Here is a 14,521-nt window from a genome sequence, read left to right on the forward strand (position 1 = left end):
GTAACCACATTATTTGACTTGGTAAAGGTAAATTTTCCAAGCAGAATCTCTTTGCTCAAAGGCCTTTTTGAATACAAGTCCATTTTCATCCGCATTTAAGATTGGGACTGCTGAGAAGATATATTGTCCGCCCATCTTTTTAAATACTTTTGTATTAAGTTGTAAATGGTCAATCTTTACCTTTGAATCTTTTTTAAATTCATATTTTTTCCCTAATTTTGCGACAAAAAGATAGCATCTACCGCCCCATTCATCGAAGTATTCCTTCAAGGTAAGATTTTTATCTAATTCTTTTGAAATAATTTTCCGAAACTCTCGTTTATAAGCTAAGGGATAGAAATTATTATAGGTATCAAGTGTATAAAAACCATTGTATTGGGCTATTGCCGGGTGGAGTCCTATACTTGCCACCCTGTAACTACTTTGGGGTTTACCTATATATTTTTTAATTTCATGAAATTGGCTTGTCGCATAGAATTGCTTTACAGAGGGCTTTCCAGCACTTCTGTAGACAATTTCATCATTTGCTGCAAACAAGACGAACATCTGAACAATGAGACATATTTTAACAAATCTCCGCCAATTCTTTCCCATCCTCCAAAGTAAATAAGAACCAACTGCAAACATAAGATAAATGATTAAAGGTCTTAGGAAATGAAATCTTGCAAAGTTGAATGTATTTAGGAGTGAGACTCGCTCCTTAAGAGGCTCCCAGCCTTTATAAAACCAAAAAGCATACCAAACGGATAAAACGATATTAAACATGAAAAGATAAAGATAGCGATTTTCTAACCAGTCTCTTTTTTTATTTTTCAACATCCATAGAACTAGAAAAGAAAGAGGGACGATTACTAAGGTGTGAAGTGTTAATACATGTGTATGGCCTAAAAAATAGTTTTTAAAAACTAATCGGATGGTGCGCCAAAGTCCAAGCTTTGAATTAACAAAATCATTTCTGCTGGTTGGTGCTTCGGGAAAAACTAACGAGTAAACAAGACGATACTCTATCAGTAAATAAATAACTGTCATTAGTGCGATACTGGAAAAGAAGAACCAATTACTTTTTCTTTTTACGAAAAAATCTCTTAACCATAGTAATCCCATGAAAAATAAAAAGAAGAAAAATCCTAACACTAAACTAGAATAGAAAGGTAAAAATATAAGAGTGAGCCACTCTTTCCAGGTATGTTTACCCTCTCTAATATTCAAAAAAGCCCATAATGCAAGTGGCATTCCCAAAGTACTTAGCATACCGGACGGCCAAAATGGGGTCAGGGCAAAAGCCACCGATACCCAAACACGGATAGGGTAAGCCTCTTTTTCTTTTACAAAATGATTCTTTAGTAGTAGATACATGCCTAAAAAAGCAAACATTCTTGTGATTGTTTGGCTTATAGAATACGCAAGCATCGAGGGAAACAAGTTATGCAGCCATTGTATCCCGCTGAACTCCGTACCAAAGGCATTTCTAGGCAGGCCATTAATAATTTGCGGGAGAGTACTATTGATCCCGCCAAACAATTGGCCACTATCCTTCAACACTTTATACCAGGCAATGTTAGAATCTAGATTATCATGAACCCTTATATGGGCGTTTTCCCCCAAAATAAATAAGGGCGAAACGTAAACTATCAATAAAAGTGTTGCAAAGTATAAATGCTTTTTCTCTTGATTAGCGTTTTTCCAAAAATTAGACATTTTTTCACCGCATTATATAAATTTCTTTGTAAACTAATATCATCGTTTGCTTCATTTATGGCTTTGCTACCTGTTTATGTGCATCTCCAAATTATCAGACAGTTTATGAATTTTAATGAATTTCCTTTTTACTCCTTTACTTTATATCTTTCTATATTCGATGATCACTTACCAAATGATTCAATATATTGATACAGGTAAAGTATAGTCTGATAACCTAAAAATTGTATTAATGAATTATTAAAAGTTAATTAAAAAATCCATAGTAAAGGGAGGTGAAATCCCGGTAATTATCGGGGAAAAGCTTAGTTTGGTAAATGTAACTGGCATAGCCCTTATTTCTCTCGGCGTAATCATCAATCCATGGGTCTAAAAGTAAACATATTATGAACGTATCCAATGTACCCTTCTTTGTAACGCTCTTTCATTTACCGCAGATACTTGTTTTTTTACTCGCCTGCTTTAAAAAAGAAAAAGCGATCCTTCTTAAATAGAAGCATCGCCCCTAATTATATCTATCATCCATCGTAGTGTTCTCTTTCTCTCTCTTCTTCCTCAAACATTTCGTCATTATCTTTGATTGGATTGCCCTTGAGCAAATCCTGTGATTTATGCGAATCGTTTTTTTGCGAGAGAATCTCTTGTTCATTGGTATTTCCGTTCAGTTCCTCAGAAAATTCAGTCACAAAACTTGGTTGTTTTTTCATAATAGGTTTTCCTTTTCTTATCGTATTTTGTACTCTAGATCTAGTGCTTAATCTCATCACAAAATAAATCAGGGAATATATCACAACCATAACAATCCCTACTAAAGGAACCTATTGTAGGATTAGCTACAGTCATCTCTGACAAGGCGTATAGAATTAAATATACCAATCCACCTCCTAAAATATAGGATATTAAAATTGAGGGCCCTGCTGCATGAATGGCGACTGATGAGCCTAGAAAAAAGGACCCGCCAATTACACTTCCTAAGGCCATCATGGTGAGCTGCCATGCAGACAGTCCTTTGCGCATTTTCTCCATTAAAGCTTTTCTCCCCTGCCATTTATTTTGTAAACTGAGGTTAACGGTTATTATTTACTCAGCTTTACAAAAAGATTCTGACATGGAAAAACGTCGGACATGCATGGTCTCCCAGTTATGCCATATACGAAAGACAAATTTTCTTAATAGATCATAAATTTTTTATATATGCTTTGATACATGGTATCCTTTACTTAAATATCAATGATTTGTTTATAAAAAAAGTTCAAAAGAAAATCGGTGAATATTAATGAAGATATATACTAATTTGGATAATGTGAAGAGCTACAAATCGTTTAAGGACATGAGGAAATGGCAGAGTGAACGAAGGAAGAAAGTGAAAGATTTATCCGTTAACATTGAACAGTGTCCTTCTAAAAAAGTGAGAGAATTAAATGAGAACAGGAGCCAGACATCTTATACTTGGATTGGACATTCCACCTTTTTGATTCAAATAAATGGGATGAACATAATAACTGACCCTGTTTGGGCCAAGCGGATGGGACTAGAAAAAAGATTAACGGAGCCGGGCCTTTCGTTAACAGATCTGCCAAAGATTGATGTGGTTGTAATTTCTCACGGTCATTACGATCATTTGGACTTCCCCACACTAAAAAAATTAAATGGGAATCCCCAATACTTTGTTCCAGCGGGTATGAAGTCCCTTTTTAACAAAAAGGGCTATCAGAAGGTAACTGAAATGAATTGGTGGGAAAGTACCGAACATGAGGGAGTAACTATTCATTTCGTCCCCGCTCAGCATTGGACAAGAAGGTCGCTGAAGGATATGAATACATCCCATTGGGGGGGCTGGATTTTTCAAACCCGAGAAGAAACGCTTTATTTTGTTGGCGATACCGGCTATTTTAGTGGTTTTAAACAAATAGCCGAACGATTTACCATTGATACGGTGTTTATGCCGATTGGTGCCTTTGAGCCAGAATGGTTCATGGCGCCTGCCCATATATCACCAGAAGACAGTGTGAAAGCATTCATTGAATTAAAGGCAAAAAACTTCGTCCCGATGCATTATGGCACTTATCGGTTAGCCGACGACACGGGGCCAGAAGCCTTGGAACGTTTAATCCGTGCGTGGGAAAAGCATCAGCTTCGCAAGGAACAGTTAACGGTTCTTCTACTCGGGGAAACGGTATTTTAGTTGGGGGCTTCTAATTTTAAATTACCTGCTCTTTGACTCGCATAGTTCCACTTTAATTGGTCACTATATATTTGTAAGACCATTTTTAAAGGGGAGTGACTTCTGTGGTGAAAAAAAGTTGGGTAACTTTTGTTTTAGCAACTACCTTATTAGGATTAACTGGTTGCGCAAATAATAATAAGAATGCATTGAATGACAATAATGCAGGCAATATGGGAGTAAATAATGTTAGAAACAATGCCATTAATGGGGTTAACGTAAGGAATGTTTCGAACCAAAATTTACGTGTTTCAGGTCGTGCCATTAGTAATGTAGAAAGCCTGAAAGAAGTTGACCAAGCCAATGTAATCATTCGAAATAATGATGCATATGTGGCAGTTCGATTAAATAATAATATTCAAAATGGCACCCGCGCAAATAAAGGCACAACTGGGACAGGGCCAAATATGAATGCTACTTATGGGAATGGCTATAACTCCGGAACAACAGGAACCAATGGCTCTACAAATATGAGTGCTACTACCGGCAATCTTGACAACACGGTTACCAATGGAACAAGAAATAATCTCGGAACTACAACTGGAACCCGTGGGACTACCACCAAACTTGATCAGAAAATAATCGATCAGGTCCGTGCAGCTGATCGAAATATTGACAACGTTTATATTTCTTACGATACCGATACTTTCGGCCAAATGACGAACTATACAAATGATATTCGTACTGGAACAAACAGAAATGGCCTGTGGAACGATTTTACGAATTCTGTTAACAGGATGTTTAGATAAGAGGAAATCAGCTGCCGGATAAATTTTCGGCAGCTTTTTTTCTTTAGAATTGTTCTCTCCTGTCACCGCTCACGGTTTGCTTCCTATTAGAAGGAAGCACATAGACTCCTCCCCCGTCCTTTTTGAAACCCAAAGAAATAATTTCAATACTCCAATAATTAATCCTCTAGGTTCAAACCAACTTCTCAGGTGTATCTTATTTACCTTACTTTAACTGGAAATCAACTCCTACTTATTTTCACTTGTTATTCTTGCTATAATAGGATATTCAAGGAGTGGTTGGTATGAAAATAGTAAAATATCTAATAGTTTTTGTATTGCTCATTGGCCTTGGTATTTCTGCGTGGTTTTATTATCCTCAGTACCAAATCCACCAAATGAAAAAACACGCGGTTGCGGTGGTTAATAAGAGTTCTGACCAAATCTCTTATCTCAATTATTATCGAAATTCTAAAACTTCTCAGATTCACCATTTGGCGATTGGTGATTCTATTATACGTGGAGTTGGTGCCGGAAAGAATGAAAATTTTGTCAGTCTATTTTCTAGCAAATTAGCAGAACAAACCGCAAAACCAATTGAATTTCAAAATCAAGGGATCAATGGGATCACCAGTAGTGAATTAAATGACTTGGTTCAAGAGGGTCGATTTGATGAATCAATTAAGCAATCCGACATTGTCACGATTAATGTAGGCGGTAATGATATTCTTCGAATGGCAAACGGACAAAATTTTCGTACCGTCATTCAAAGCTATGACCAATTGCAAACCACCTTCTCGAAAAATTTGTCTGATATTACATCAAGAATTACCAAGCTAAATCCAAAGGTCACAATTGTATTCTTAGAATTGTATAATCCATTATCACCAGATGACCAATTGTACCCTATAGCAGATAAAATGCTGCCAAAATGGAATGTTAATATATATGAGGTTGCTCATAAAGTCCCTGGGTCGATTGTCATCGAAACAACAAAGGTCATAAACGGGGACCACCTGCAAAATCTTTCCCCTGATGGTGTCCATCCAAATTTGGCCGGTTATACCGCTATTTCGGAGCAAATGATTTATCAATTTAAACATCAATTCAGAAAAAGTGCCGTATAGAACCGAAGGAAGATTCATTTGCATAGAAAAATATTCCAGATCCAAACCTAGCAACGATTTTCAGCCGAATGAAGATGATAAGAATAACCGGATCAGAAAAAGAACTTTTTAACAGCATAAAAACAAGCTTAGAAAAACACCTTCCTCGTTTCATTTTTAGGAAAATGAATGTGAGAAGGTGTTTTTTTGATTAAAAATAAATCGCTTAACACTATATTAGAGGTCTTCCCGCATCAGGTGAAAGATTGGGATCTCCGCCACCAGTGATAATAGCGCTGTCGGGCTGAATATCATTATCCTCTAAATTAGCTGTTAGATTTGTTTTGCTATTTTTATGATCATTTACATTATTTTGAAACTCTTGTGGTACATTCTTTTTCTCTTTATCCATGATTACACCGCCTTTTTACTGGTAGTGTTTGTAATTCAAGAATAAATATACGAAGCATGTGTTTCCTAAATCCTAACTGTGACTCTCTCTTTATTTTTAAAATAAACCCATTCCTTGAAGCCGATTTCCTTAAGGCGCCGATGAACTTGATCAAACTCGTCCCCTACTCGATGTGGATCATGGGCATCCGATCCAAACGTTACCTTCACACCATAGTGAAGTGCCATCTCTAAAATATCATCCGACGGATACCAGCCGCCAACGTCTTTTGTTTTTCCGGATGTGTTGATTTCAATCGCGATATCATTTTCTCCTATCACCTTTATTGTATTTTCAACTGCAGCTGTCTGGATGGATGAAAAGGCAGGATAGAATCCTTTCATAGCATCAATATGGCCGAGGATTTGAAACATCCCACTTCGAGCCGATTGCTCAATAAGCGAATAGTAATTTTCTTTCGTTCTGATTTTTTCTTGTTCAGTGAGCCCATTCCAGCGCTTTTTATTAAAAATACTCACCCCGTCCACATGGTGAACCGAACCAATGATGTAATCAAAAGGGTACGGCTCAAAACAGGAACGATAAATCTTTACAGACTTAGGGAAGAAATCCGATTCCACTCCAAGAAGAACCTCGATTTTATCGCTATAAGCTTGTTTCAGCTGCAGTACTTCGTTGACGTATTCTGGAAACATACTTTTTGCCATCGCGATATGGGGACGGAGATGATCTTCGTCACTACTAAAGTAAGGGGAATGATCAGCAATCCCGATTACACTTAGCCCTCGTTCAATCGCGGCATCAATATAATCACGAATCTTTCCGCGAGCATGGCCGCAACGATCATGATGCGTATGTAAATCAAATTTGGGATTTGAATTCAACTTGTCCATGTTAATCACCTCACCTATTAATATGTACATATATCAGAAAAGATTAATCAAAGTAAAAAAAGAAAACACCTTCCACTAGTTCCGATGTTAAGTGGCGGCGTTTTCTTTTTCGAAACAATTAAACATAATTCTGCTTGATTGAATTGAGAGGTGTCTCTCGTTTATTGCGTCTTCTTTTAAGCCTTTTCGTTTTTTCTTTTTCATAAAAATGATAAACAATAAAGTAAGAACTAAAGCTTAGGATCATCCCAAAAATGGTCATACCTATTAAAGTATGGAAGCCTCCATGAAGGATACTAATTAGACTATGAAGATCACCGTGGATTAACTTTTGAAAAGAAAATGATGACTTGTGGCCTAAATTTACTTTCATCGGAAAAATCAATTTCCCAATTTTTTTTGCAAAAGGTAACAGAATAACTGGAAGAAGGGTTAGTTTACCGATGACATTACCAATAATGGATGCAGGTAATGAACCTTTCGCTAAACGGACGATCGGTACAAATAATATATAAATAAGCGAACCTGTTGAAAGAACCAACATTTCCAAACCAAGGCCCAGCGCAAATCCTAAGGATACTTTTCTCGCTCCACCAGGAGATCGAAGAAGTTTAGTTATATTAAACTTAAAAGCACGTCCAAATCGCTGCAATAAATTATACTTTTTTGGTTTTATGCTCATGTAGGTATCTCCTTATTACGATGATAAGTTTATTATACTCTAAATGAGCCATAACTACTATTCTAACAAATCAATTAATTAAGGAAATATAAAGCAGTCCCCATGATGGAAACTGCTCTGCTTTATCTATTGGGATTGGACTAATTTACGCTTGAACCTCTTTATTTAAATGAACCCATTCTTGAGATCGGAATTCTTTGACAGAATCCCTTCTAGTTTCGCCACGAGAATCTGCCTGTTCTCTTATATACTCTGGCAATTGAACAAGTGATTTTAATTCGGCATAGGTACCGCTTGGTTGAATTTCAATATCCACGATATTATAGCTCCACTCTATCTCCGCTGGGATATGAATGGCATTTAGACCAAGCTCAATCGCCGGCTTGATGTCTGTTTTGAGTGAATTGCCGATCAGCCAAGTATTCTTTTTATCAGCGTTTATTTTGTTTAAAACCTGTTGCAATGCTTCTGTATTTTTATGTTCAAAGATAAAGATTCTTTCTTGAAAGTAATCCGATAAGCGTAATTGGGAAATTTTTCTATTTTGATTCTCTTCATCTCCTCCAGTAAATAAATATAATTGATGCCGCTCTGCTTGTAAGGTATCCAAGATTTCATACATATAAGGAAAAGGTTTTACCTTTCTTTGAAAAACACTTTGACCAATTTTTTCTACTTGATTTAGTTCAGACGCTTTCATTTTTCTCCCCGTTTTTTCGCAAAAATACCGATAGGTTGTCACTAGGGATTGCGTATATAAGGAAGAATGCAAGCCATCAATTTCAACAGATTTTATATCAATTTCAGATTGTTTTTGGAGAATTTCCTGCTTTTGTACGGATTTAAACCATTTCTTCATCACATTTGCAAATCTGTTTCTAGATTCTACAAAGTATTTATTACAGTGAATCAAGGTGTCATCTAAATCCAATATTAAGGTTTGTTGATTCATGAACCAATCCCCCCTTAAATAGTGGTGTAACTTAATTATATGAGATAACATCATTTTCATGATAAAATGAGCCTTTCCCATTAAAAGTTAGTGCATTAGTATTAGCGGACAATTTAAAATCGGAAATAAACTTTTCAATATAATAGTGACACGAACAAAAGCCAGTGTCTCGATAGACCCTAATTAAGTTTTATATAGTATAATAAGGAAATTATAACAAACAGGAGAAGAGAATATTGGAAAAACAAAATAGCAAGTATAGATGGGTCGTTTTAGTATCAATTTTATTAACGTATTTATTAATTGTTAGTCAACGAACAGCTCCAGGGTTAATATCCGATCAATTGATGAAGGATTTCAACATTACAGCTTCTACGATTGGGTTACTGACAAGTATTCAATTTTTTGCCTATGCTGGTCTGCAAATTCCTATTGGGATCTTATCTGATCGATTTGGCCCCAACTTTTTTCTAGTGATTGGGGCGCTTCTTACTGGAATAGGTACATTAATTTATAGTCTAGCCACGAATGAAATAGTGCTTCTTTTTGCTAGATTATTGGTAGGTACGGGTGATTCAGCTATTTGGGTTAATTTAGTGTTAATCCTAAGTCAATGGTTTAAAGTGAGGGAGTTTGTTGGATTACTGGGCATAGCTGGAATGGCAGGGAGTTTAGGCTTTTTGCTAGCGACCGTCCCCTTTTCAGCATGGATTACTCTATCAGGCTGGCGCGCCCCCTTTTTTACATCGGGAATTATGGTAGTTCTCTGTGGAGTACTTCTCTACTATGTCCTAGTAAAAAAACCAAAGACTTTTGAATGGAACGATACCATACCTAAAAAACAGAAAAAGCCTCGTGAAAAAACGCTGATCTTGTTACGTCGTATTTTTTCCACCCGCCAAGCATGGGCCACGTTCTTCTGTCACTTTGGTACTGTTGGAACGTATGTAGGATTTATTGGGTCGTGGGCTGTCCCCTATGGGATGCATGTATATGGATTGTCTCGTTCAGATGCGAGTCAACTGATTATGGTAGGTCTTTTCGGGGCAATTATTGGTGCTCCATTAACTAGCTGGATTTCCAGCCGCTTAGACTCGATTAAACGTCCGTATGTAATTGTTCACTGCATTGTGTTTTTATGCTGGGCGTCATTCCTTTTCATGAATGGAAAGCCGCCAGTCTTAATGCTTACGATTATTTTCTTTCTTATAGGATACGGAAATGGAGCGAGTGCTTTAACCTTTGCGATTGTTAGAAAATCCTTCGATATCAAGGAAGTCGGGGTTGTTTCTGGCTTTGCCAATATGGGCGGTTTTTTAAGTGCTGTTCTTTTGCCAAGTATTTTTGGGAAAGTGTTAGACCATTTCCACGCATCTGCAAGTAGTATAGGATACCAATATGGTTTTATTATTCCTGTCATTTTCTCCTTACTAGGGTTATTGGGTGGATTGATTATCGTGGAGAAACGACAAGAAATTTTGCAAAGTCAGGTAAATTAATTTTCTTAATGAAACAAAAACTAGGGAACTCATATGAAGCTTCCTAGTTTTTTTTCTGTTATTATTCGATTTTGTAATCCATGACCCACTCTGTGTTTGGCAGGTAGTTAATCAGAAAACGGCGTCCTTCCACATTTTTTTCGATTGGATATTGTGGATTTGGGGATATATTTAAACGTTTGTTATGGATTATTACAGTAATAGTTCCTTGGATTTCACCCTTAGAAGGTTTCTCATAAACAATTTTTGAAGGAATCCCTTCTAATATTGTGTAATTCTTTTTTATGTAAGCCGGTGAATCTGCCCAATACGCAGAAGCGCTGAACAAGGCCAGAGCTCCAAGTCCCAGAATCCCTAAGCGATAGATCCACATGACCGATGAGCCGATATAAGGTAATTCTTGCACCCTGGTGAATCCCTTCCAGACATTGTTTACTTTTAAACTAAATAATATAAATGATAAACCTGCACCGGTTAAGCCAATCGCGCAGAATGGGAAGATATTTGTATACATGCCAAGTGGGACTAATAAGAAGAAGGTAATACCCAGTCCTAAAATAAATGGTGCTTTCATATATTACTCTCCTTTTCAGCTATATTTTCCATGTAAACTTTCCCGATTATTATGCGTAATTCTTCCCAAAATTACTTCACTCAAATGCACCAGTTTAGATTAAATTTCCACACCATGATAAAATAGTTTAAGCGCGGAATTACATAAATATCGTGTTTCCTTGCTTCAAGGTTGTTAATATTCTACTAATTTATAGAGATAGAAGGGTTTTGCTTGATCAAATTTGCAAATGGCGACAAAAGGATTCGATTTTGTGTCTCATTGTTAATCGCTTTAATAGGAGGAATTACGTTCGCTGCACTACATACACCTATTCCATGGCTGCTTGGACCTATGACAGCTGTTTTAATTGGCTCAAGGTTTAGAAAAGTTCAGTTTTACTGGCCTAGTACCATTCGCGACATAGGTTTAGTGATTGTCGGATATTCGGTTGGCCTCTCGTTCACAAAAGAAGCACTTTTGGAAATAATGGCTAAACTTCCTTCCATGTTGCTTATGACAGTATTACTTGTTTGTATTTGTGCTGGAATTGCTTTTGTTGTTTCTAAGTTAACTGGTGTCGATTATCCAACCGTGTTGATTGGAAGTATTCCGGGCGGGCTATCACAAATGATTATTTTCGCCGAAGAATTGAAAGGAATTAACATTACTACGGTAACCTTTCTACAGGTAGCTAGATTGATTATGATTATTTTCTTTGTTCCGTTTCTTATTTTGGGACCTCTTTTTAAAAATACGACAAACAAAGCTTTGGACTTTGTTAATAATGGAACTGTCTCCCCTATCCCACTTTTTCCAACCATCATTTGGTTTGCTATTATTTGTGTTGTTTGTGCATTGCTTGCTCGAAAATTAAAATTTCCTACCCCCTATATGTTAGGTCCAATTTTAGGAACAGCAGTCATCAATTTATCAGGCTTACATGGGCCCGCGGTACCAGCTTCGATTCTTGATGCCTCCCAATTTATGATTGGCGGGTACATTGGTTTGCTATTAAAGCCTGAGAAACTGGAGCACAAAACAAAAATTATTACACTTGCGCTCCTTAGTGGGATGGTAATGATTTTGGTCTCCATCGGGCTAAGTTTATTACTCGTTGCTTACTACCCTATCAACCATTCAACCAGTTTTTTAGCTTTGGCTCCTGGAGGAATGGATCAAATGGGAATTCTCGCTCATGAGGTCCATGCCGATTTATCGATGGTGACCGGCTATCAACTTTTTCGACTCTTTTTTATTTACTTTGCCGTTCCACCGCTTCTAAGATGGATTTTTAAAGTCGGGATGAGGAAAACAGCAAAGACCCCTTAGGTCCTATGGTCCAAATATTTGTATTTTATTACTTGCAGATGTGTAAACTATCGGAAAAACGGAGATTAGAAAATGGAGAAGAAAATAGCAATCATAACGGATATTCATGGTAATTATTCGGCATTAATGGCAGTTTTGAATGAGATTGGCAAGGACGAAAAGACTGAGCATATCTATTGTTTGGGAGATTTGATCGGGATTGGGTATGAAACGAATGAGGTTCTTGAGCTCCTAAGTTCACGTTCTGATATTTCGTATGTGATGGGAAACCACGATGAAGCTATTTTGGATATTATTGCAGGTAGAGAGCCTTATAGCAGGGGTAGTGAAAAGGTACATCATCAATGGATTGCAGCCCATCTAGACCATAAGTTTATTCCGTTTTTAACCGAGATTCCTGTCACGTTAGAATCGATTTACAATGGTAAAAGATTGTTTTTTGTTCACTACCATTTGAGTGAACTAAATAAATTTATCTCAGTGGATAAAGAGCCAACCGAGGAGAAACTTGACGCCCTTTATCAGACATCTAATGCGGATATTGTTTGTTTTGGCCATCATCACGTAATCCATCACTTTAAATCCATGGAGCGACTCTATCTCAACCCAAGCTCTTTGGGCTGTCATTATAAGCCATTGGCCTCTTACGCTGTTGTGACGATTGGTGAACTGGGAGATATTTCTATTACTTTTAGGGAAGTGCCGTATGACAATAAAGAATTTCTGATCGGTTTTAACAGATTGAATGTACCTGATGCGGATTATATTTTAAAGATATTTTATGGCGATCAACATTTGAAATTTATGTAATTCTATTTACCGCATCTAAGTTTAACCCCGGGCAGACTTTTTTATACGTAAATAATAGCCCTCGATTATAATTTCCATAAAAAATGACGATGAGCTTGATCATTCCAAGCTTATCGTCATTTTTTTAATAGGTATTACTTTTTACGAATGGCAAATACAAGAGCCACTAATGATAACAAGGCTGCAACAACCGATAAGATGGTCGGAAGTGAATTAGTGTTATCAGAGTCTGTTTTTTTAGCTTCAACTGTTTTTGTTTCTTCTTTTTTCGTTTCTTCCATTTTAGCATTGTCGTTGTGGTCATCCGTTGATGCGCCTGCAACAATGTCAGTTATGGAATGAGGACTATCTGCTCCTTCTTCCCCTGTCCATTCTACTATGCTGCCATCTTTATAATATTGAAAAGCATCCCAAGCTGCTTTAGTTGCCGTTTCAGGGTTTTTTCCAACAAACGTAAATTGCTGGAATTGACCAGGTAAAATCCCGTCACCTGTTGCTTCGAAAGTAAATGATTTTACTATACCTTTGGCATCTTTTTCATCGGAATATTTCCATCCAGGGACTGGCTGATAAGACTTAATTTCAACTCCAGCTGGTGCTTTTAACGTGAATTTTGTCGTGGCTATATCCTTTTCAACGGGAACTTTAACTGTATATGTTTCCCATGCACCTGTTGTCGACGTTTTCGGTACTACTGTCACATGGGCACTTGCCACACTTGAGAATAATAATAAACCTAATATTGTTGGTAAAAACACTTTAGAAATCTTTTTCAATGTACGTTTCATCATTTTTGCTCCTCAATGGTTATTCATTACTGCAAAAGTAAAAGCTTCCTTCTTACTTTCATTCCAACAATCTCTCTTTTTTATTGCATCTACATCCACTTTGACCATTCATTCTTTTTTGTATTTCTAAGATGGCTTCTCCAAATCGGAGAACAATTCCACCAAAGCCTTTTTGAAATTGATCGGCATGTTTTAATGAATCAAAAGCTAATACTTGTGGCTGGCAGCAATTCAAATTAAAATCTGCGTCAAGTAAGAAATACGCCATTTTTGCACTAACAGTCGTATCCTGAAGGAAATCGCGACAAATGATTTGAGAAACATCTTTTTCTATGTCGTTATATCGTAATAAGCCACAATGAGGACAGCAAAGGTGCTCTACCCTTAACTCATGGGTTATAATTTGAACTGGGTGGCGATTATTTGATTCCTTCAAGCAATATGTACATGCGCTTGAAGATGTGTTAGTTTCTTGTGTTAAGCAGATTCCACCTGAAGTTTTAATGACCTTTTTGTCTTCTATTAATGGCTTAATATCTCGATAAACGGTCATTTCGGAAACTTGTAAACGATTGCTAATTTCTGTAATCGATAGGGTTCCTTCATTATTTAACCATGTTAATAGGTGCTGTCGACGTTCAATAGGTAACAATTGTGCACCTCCTTCAAGATTTGTTGAAATTGCTTTTATATAATAAGATTAGAATACCTTTAAAATATTAACAAGGTATAAATGTGAATAACTTGTGAATTTTTATCAACGAAATCACATTTTCTCACAAAACTTAACAGGTGGTTGAATTAAGAAATAGGTATAAAGACATAAGGAAGATAGGAGGATTTA

At 36.8% G+C, this 14,521-nt stretch carries 16 protein-coding genes; 6 read left to right on the forward strand and 10 right to left on the reverse strand.

The features are described from left to right. Positions 1–9: 9 nt before the first annotated feature. The 3 genes from ACSU6B_RS03920 to ACSU6B_RS03930 all read right to left on the reverse strand — a co-directional run bounded on the left by ACSU6B_RS03920 (position 10) and on the right by ACSU6B_RS03930 (position 2,724). Positions 10–1,698, reverse strand: a complete 1,689-nt coding sequence (locus ACSU6B_RS03920; protein WP_410882916.1) for a DUF6044 family protein — start codon at positions 1,696–1,698, stop codon at positions 10–12. Between the two features lie 518 nt (positions 1,699–2,216). Continuing rightward, complete coding sequence (locus ACSU6B_RS03925) at positions 2,217–2,405, reverse strand: hypothetical protein (protein WP_251032964.1); 189 nt, start codon at positions 2,403–2,405, stop codon at positions 2,217–2,219. A gap of 40 nt (positions 2,406–2,445) precedes the next feature. Beyond that, positions 2,446–2,724 carry a hypothetical protein gene (locus ACSU6B_RS03930; protein WP_410882918.1) on the reverse strand — a complete coding sequence of 93 codons (279 nt, stop codon included), beginning with the start codon at positions 2,722–2,724 and terminating at the stop codon, positions 2,446–2,448. Positions 2,725–2,974: 250 nt separating this feature from the next. Here ACSU6B_RS03930 and ACSU6B_RS03935 point away from each other — a divergent pair, with 250 nt between their 5' ends. The 3 genes from ACSU6B_RS03935 to ACSU6B_RS03945 all read left to right on the forward strand — a co-directional run bounded on the left by ACSU6B_RS03935 (position 2,975) and on the right by ACSU6B_RS03945 (position 5,777). Then, entirely contained in the window at positions 2,975–3,883 is a 909-nt protein-coding gene (locus ACSU6B_RS03935; protein ID WP_410882920.1) for an MBL fold metallo-hydrolase, read from the forward strand. 104 nt (positions 3,884–3,987) lie between these two features. Further along, positions 3,988–4,671, forward strand: a complete 684-nt coding sequence (locus tag ACSU6B_RS03940; protein ID WP_410882922.1) for a YhcN/YlaJ family sporulation lipoprotein — start codon at positions 3,988–3,990, stop codon at positions 4,669–4,671. Positions 4,672–4,955: 284 nt separating this feature from the next. After that, entirely contained in the window at positions 4,956–5,777 is an 822-nt protein-coding gene (locus ACSU6B_RS03945; RefSeq protein ID WP_410882924.1) for an SGNH/GDSL hydrolase family protein, read from the forward strand. A gap of 211 nt (positions 5,778–5,988) precedes the next feature. Here the strand turns inward: ACSU6B_RS03945 and ACSU6B_RS03950 are convergent, their stop codons facing one another. The 4 genes from ACSU6B_RS03950 to ACSU6B_RS03965 form a co-directional block, all read right to left on the reverse strand. Further along, positions 5,989–6,168, reverse strand: a complete 180-nt coding sequence (locus ACSU6B_RS03950) for a hypothetical protein (RefSeq protein WP_214716784.1) — start codon at positions 6,166–6,168, stop codon at positions 5,989–5,991. A 65-nt stretch (positions 6,169–6,233) separates the two neighbouring features. Further along, on the reverse strand, positions 6,234–7,061 hold the full coding sequence (locus ACSU6B_RS03955; protein WP_410882926.1) for a histidinol-phosphatase: 828 nt from the start codon (positions 7,059–7,061) through the stop codon (positions 6,234–6,236). 118 nt (positions 7,062–7,179) lie between these two features. Further along, positions 7,180–7,743 (reverse strand): DUF2062 domain-containing protein, encoded by a 564-nt coding sequence (locus tag ACSU6B_RS03960; protein WP_410882928.1) that lies wholly within the window; start codon positions 7,741–7,743, stop codon positions 7,180–7,182. A 145-nt stretch (positions 7,744–7,888) separates the two neighbouring features. Further along, complete coding sequence (locus ACSU6B_RS03965; RefSeq protein ID WP_410882930.1) at positions 7,889–8,695, reverse strand: HAD family hydrolase; 807 nt, start codon at positions 8,693–8,695, stop codon at positions 7,889–7,891. Between the two features lie 236 nt (positions 8,696–8,931). Between ACSU6B_RS03965 and ACSU6B_RS03970 the strand changes: the two genes are divergently transcribed. Next, positions 8,932–10,194 (forward strand): MFS transporter, encoded by a 1,263-nt coding sequence (locus ACSU6B_RS03970; protein ID WP_410882932.1) that lies wholly within the window; start codon positions 8,932–8,934, stop codon positions 10,192–10,194. A 61-nt stretch (positions 10,195–10,255) separates the two neighbouring features. Here ACSU6B_RS03970 and ACSU6B_RS03975 read toward each other — a convergent pair whose 3' ends face one another. Next, on the reverse strand, positions 10,256–10,768 hold the full coding sequence (locus ACSU6B_RS03975) for a hypothetical protein (protein ID WP_410882934.1): 513 nt from the start codon (positions 10,766–10,768) through the stop codon (positions 10,256–10,258). Between the two features lie 213 nt (positions 10,769–10,981). Here ACSU6B_RS03975 and ACSU6B_RS03980 point away from each other — a divergent pair, with 213 nt between their 5' ends. Further along, positions 10,982–12,079: an AbrB family transcriptional regulator gene (locus ACSU6B_RS03980; RefSeq protein ID WP_410882936.1), complete on the forward strand. Its 1,098-nt coding sequence runs from the start codon at positions 10,982–10,984 to the stop codon at positions 12,077–12,079. Between the two features lie 72 nt (positions 12,080–12,151). Then, positions 12,152–12,889 (forward strand): metallophosphoesterase family protein, encoded by a 738-nt coding sequence (locus ACSU6B_RS03985; protein WP_410882938.1) that lies wholly within the window; start codon positions 12,152–12,154, stop codon positions 12,887–12,889. Between the two features lie 134 nt (positions 12,890–13,023). Here ACSU6B_RS03985 and ACSU6B_RS03990 read toward each other — a convergent pair whose 3' ends face one another. Continuing rightward, positions 13,024–13,677: a YcnI family copper-binding membrane protein gene (locus tag ACSU6B_RS03990; RefSeq protein WP_410883318.1), complete on the reverse strand. Its 654-nt coding sequence runs from the start codon at positions 13,675–13,677 to the stop codon at positions 13,024–13,026. 58 nt (positions 13,678–13,735) lie between these two features. Then, positions 13,736–14,329 (reverse strand): DeoR family transcriptional regulator, encoded by a 594-nt coding sequence (locus ACSU6B_RS03995; protein WP_410882940.1) that lies wholly within the window; start codon positions 14,327–14,329, stop codon positions 13,736–13,738. Positions 14,330–14,521: the final 192 nt, after the last annotated feature.

The organism is Neobacillus sp. C211, assembly GCF_051842875.1.
In the GTDB taxonomy this organism is placed as follows: domain Bacteria; phylum Bacillota; class Bacilli; order Bacillales; family Cytobacillaceae; genus Neobacillus.

Bases quoted from the DNA above. Each gene is read 5' to 3' on its own strand.
- ACSU6B_RS03965 (WP_410882930.1), bottom strand. From the start codon at position 8,695: ATGAATCAACAAACCTTAATATTGGATTTAGATGACACCTTGATTCAC.
- ACSU6B_RS03935 (WP_410882920.1), top strand. From the start codon at position 2,975: ATGAAGATATATACTAATTTGGATAATGTGAAGAGCTACAAATCGTTT.
- ACSU6B_RS03955 (WP_410882926.1), bottom strand. From the start codon at position 7,061: ATGGACAAGTTGAATTCAAATCCCAAATTTGATTTACATACGCATCAT.
- ACSU6B_RS03990 (WP_410883318.1), bottom strand. From the start codon at position 13,677: ATGAAACGTACATTGAAAAAGATTTCTAAAGTGTTTTTACCAACAATA.
- ACSU6B_RS03920 (WP_410882916.1), bottom strand. From the start codon at position 1,698: ATGTCTAATTTTTGGAAAAACGCTAATCAAGAGAAAAAGCATTTATAC.
- ACSU6B_RS03950 (WP_214716784.1), bottom strand. From the start codon at position 6,168: ATGGATAAAGAGAAAAAGAATGTACCACAAGAGTTTCAAAATAATGTA.
- ACSU6B_RS03925 (WP_251032964.1), bottom strand. From the start codon at position 2,405: ATGAAAAAACAACCAAGTTTTGTGACTGAATTTTCTGAGGAACTGAAC.
- ACSU6B_RS03930 (WP_410882918.1), bottom strand. From the start codon at position 2,724: ATGGAGAAAATGCGCAAAGGACTGTCTGCATGGCAGCTCACCATGATG.
- ACSU6B_RS03945 (WP_410882924.1), top strand. From the start codon at position 4,956: ATGAAAATAGTAAAATATCTAATAGTTTTTGTATTGCTCATTGGCCTT.
- ACSU6B_RS03975 (WP_410882934.1), bottom strand. From the start codon at position 10,768: ATGAAAGCACCATTTATTTTAGGACTGGGTATTACCTTCTTCTTATTA.
- ACSU6B_RS03960 (WP_410882928.1), bottom strand. From the start codon at position 7,743: ATGAGCATAAAACCAAAAAAGTATAATTTATTGCAGCGATTTGGACGT.
- ACSU6B_RS03985 (WP_410882938.1), top strand. From the start codon at position 12,152: ATGGAGAAGAAAATAGCAATCATAACGGATATTCATGGTAATTATTCG.